Source organism: Bartonella sp. OD88NMGDW (assembly GCF_042193775.1).
Classification (GTDB): domain Bacteria; phylum Pseudomonadota; class Alphaproteobacteria; order Rhizobiales; family Rhizobiaceae; genus Bartonella; species Bartonella grahamii.
In genome coordinates this window covers 1-3723 of the sequence record NZ_JBHIMA010000030.1, presented here as the reverse complement: position 1 = coordinate 3723, position 3723 = coordinate 1, and the positions used below count along the sequence as shown (strand labels likewise).

Annotated in this window: 1 protein-coding gene and 1 pseudogene; both read left to right on the top strand. The window is 38.6% G+C overall.

All coding sequences use genetic code 11. From position 1 onward, the window contains the following. Positions 1–442, top strand: a 442-nt coding sequence (locus tag ACFIJR_RS08720; RefSeq protein WP_375652172.1) for a YadA-like family protein, incomplete at its 5' end; no start/stop codon positions are given. Between the two features lie 617 nt (positions 443–1059). Next, positions 1060–3723, top strand: a pseudogene (locus tag ACFIJR_RS08715) (hypothetical protein); the annotation flags it as partial.

The following is a 3723-nucleotide window of genomic DNA, read 5'->3' as shown; positions in this document are numbered from 1 at the left end:
TGGAAAGATTGAAACGGGCTCGCATGAAGCTGTTAATGGGGGTCAGTTACATGATTACACCGAACAGCAGATGAAGATAGTTCTTGAAGATGCGAAGAAATATACGGATGATCAAATAGGTAGTCTTGTCGATAATGGCGTTAACGAGGCAAAATCCTACACAGATATGAAGTTTGAGACGTTAAATTATGCTATTGAGGATGTTCGGAAAGAGGCAAGGCAAGCTGCGGCTATTGGGTTGGCTGTCTCTAACTTACGTTACAATGATGCACCAGGAAAGTTGAGTGTTGCATTTGGTAGTGGTATATGGATCAATCAGTCTGCATTTGCTGTTGGTGCTGGTTATACCTCTGAAGATGGAAAAATCCGTTCTAGTCTATCTGTTACAACTGCTGGGGGGCGCTGGGGAGCAGGCGTAGGACTAAGCTTAACGCTAAATTAACAATAAAAATAAAATATTTCAACAAACACCCGTTTGCCCTTGCTTTTATGAAGCGGGGGCAAAATTTTTTAAGCATACAAACACAATACAAACCTAAGTCCTATAATCAAAAAACCTCTTGGCAACTGTTGTAAAAAAGCGATATTTTTATCTTCACAACGAATTATCTCTCTAAATATCTCAGGAAAATCATTTTTTTCTTGATATTCTACAAATATGTTTTATAAGTAACAAAATCTGTTGTGAGTAAGACTCATTCTGATAAAATGAATTTTAAAAGGGGAGGTAAGTGATGCGCGAAGATAAAAAGCACACGGCAAATTTATGTATATCACTGTATAATACTAAAAAAGAGATGATTTGCGAAAAGCAATTATTCAATAAATTTCAAAAATCTTAGATATTACAATTTAAGTTAGGCAAAAAATAACCCATCGATGACCATTAGACTCTAAATGTGTCATAACTACGTCTAAAAATATACATTTAGGTCTCATTATATCAAACATACACAGTACAAAGGCTCAAAATCAAACTCATTTCAAACTCTTATTGCTAAAATGTGTTTTTTTTGCGTCATCAAGTGTGTTTCTAAAGTTTTTTGGGGGGAATCCATTATGAAAAAAATACATGCCACACAAGTAGCGAGTAAATTAAAACTTTCTCGTTTTTCTTTTGTTAAAGTTCTTTCGTTGGCTACAGCGGTTACATTTTTATCGAATGTTACACCTGTTTTTTCAGCAAATCCTGATTTTAGGAACACCTTTCTTGAAGGTGTAAAAAGTGCTGGTGTGTCTTATCCACAAAACATCATCCCTGTTGCTGGTTTGAATGCGTCTCCTGTTTCAAAAGACAATTATTTAACAGTGCTCAAAAAAGCAGGAGTAGAAGAGATTAATGCTTCTAGTAACTATGCAAATTTTCTAAACAAAACTTTTTTGGATAAAAGTAATGAGAGTTCTTTTACTATACCTGCTTTAGAGAGCACTTATAAGTCTGTTGGATTTGATAATGATGCAACAACATTTAATATGAGGCCACTGACTAGAAGTACTAGAGATAGCGGGATTAACATCGGCACTAATACTGTGGCAATAGGTCATAGTGCGAAAACAGTGATGCAACATGGCGTTGCTATTGGTTACAATGCAACCGAGACAAATGAGATTAGAGGGACGGCTATTGGTTCTAATGCGAAGGTGACCAAGAGTGGTGGGATTGCTTTAGGTGCTGATAGTGAAGCTTTTATAGGCAGTGGTATTAATGCATATAGGCCATTAGGCGTTTTGGTAGAGCCGGGGGCAGATTTGCATGCTTGGATCAGCTCTGAAGGAGCGCTTAGTATTGGTAGCATAGGAAAGGGAAAAACACGACAAATTGTAGGCGTTGCAGGTGGTACTGAAGATACTGATGCAGTAAATGTAGCGCAGTTGAAAGTATTAGAAAAGAATGCCGGAAGTTGGAAACTCTCTGTTTCTGGAGCGAATACTACAACGGTTGAATCGAATAAATTAGTAGATTTAGCTGCTGCAAGTAATAACATAAAGGTTACAAAAGGTGATAAAGACAATAAGGTAAAATTTGATTTAGCTAAGGATGTTACATTAACGAGTTTAAAGGCAGGCACAACCACCCTAGATGCAACAGGTCTGGTCATTACTGATGGTCCGAAAATAAAGACCGATGGTATTGATGCTGGAGGTAAAGAGATAAAAAAAGTTAAGGCTGTAGCACTCACTGAGACTTCACAACAAGCGGTGAATGGTTCACAACTTTATTCCACGAACACAGCCCTTGCTAAATATTTTGGTGGTAATGCCAAGTATGGGGAAAGCAAATGGACAGAACCTGATTTCAAAGTTGCGCAATTTGATGCTAACGGCACAGAAGGTGCCAAAAAGACTTATCACAATGTTGCTGCTGCTTTTGAAGGTGTTAACAGTACTTTCACTACTCTGAATAAAGAGATTGTCGATGTAAGAGACAGCATCCTTGTTAAGGAAGAAGAAGAGGTTACTTTAGCGCGCAGTCTCCGTTCGGGGGGAGCGACTATCATCACCATTGGTAAGGCATCAGGCGGCACTAAAGTCAGCATTTTGAATAAAGATAATGGGAAACGAACCATTTCCGGTTTATTAGGTGGCGATCTCAGTGCAAATTCAGATGAAGCGGTGAATGGTTCACAGATAAATACACTAGGTGGTAAGGTAGCTACTTTTTTTGGTGGTGATGCTGATTTTGGAAATGGAAACTGGACAGGTCCAACTTTCAAGGTTAAGACCGTTAAGGAAGATGGCACTGCAGAAGATAAAAGCTATACTGATGTAGCTTCTGCCTTTGAGGGTGTAGGTACTTCTATTACAAATGTAAAAAAAGAGATTAACAAGGTTGTAGGTGATAGCCTAGTTAAACAGGATACGGACAGCAAGGCTATCAAGATTGGTGCGGAGACGGAAGGCGCTACAATCAATATTGCAAATAAGAGTGGTGCTGATCGTGTTATTTCCGGTGTGAAGGAAGCGACCAATAACAATGAAGCGGTTAATAAAGGCCAACTTGATAAGGGTTTAAAAGACCTTTCTGATAATCTTCAATCTGATGAATCAGCAGTTGTTCATTATGATAAAAATACAGATGAAGGAAAAACCATTAATTATGAAAGTGTGACGTTGGGGAAAGGTAAAGATGCTAAGCCCGTTGCTCTTCATAATGTTGCGGATGGTAGTATTACAGAGAATTCACGTGATGCCATTAATGGTGGACAAATTCATACCCTCTCTGGAGATGTTGCGAAGTTTTTAGGTGGTGGTACAGCTTTTACAAATGGTGCTTTCACGGGACCCACCTATAAATTATCTAAGATTTCTGAAGCAGGAGAGGTAACACAGACTGATTTTACCGATGTTGGTACAGCTTTTGAAGGCATTGATACGAGTATCAAGAATGTGAATCAGCGGATCAAAGATGTGACACAAGGTGTTGCACAAGATTCTTTATCATGGAACAAAGATGAAAATGCCTTTACTGCAAAACATGGAGAAAAAGAAGATGAGAAAACAAACAGCAAGATCACGTTTCTTAAGGATGGTGAGCTCTCAAAAAAATCAACCGATGCGGTGAATGGCTCACAGCTCCATTCTACGAACACAGCCCTTGCTAAATATTTTGGTGGCGATACTAAGTATGAGGAAGGCAAATGGACAAAACCTGATTTCAAAGTTGCGCAATTTGATGCTGATGGCACAGAAGGTGAGAAGAATACTTATCACAATGTTGCTGAT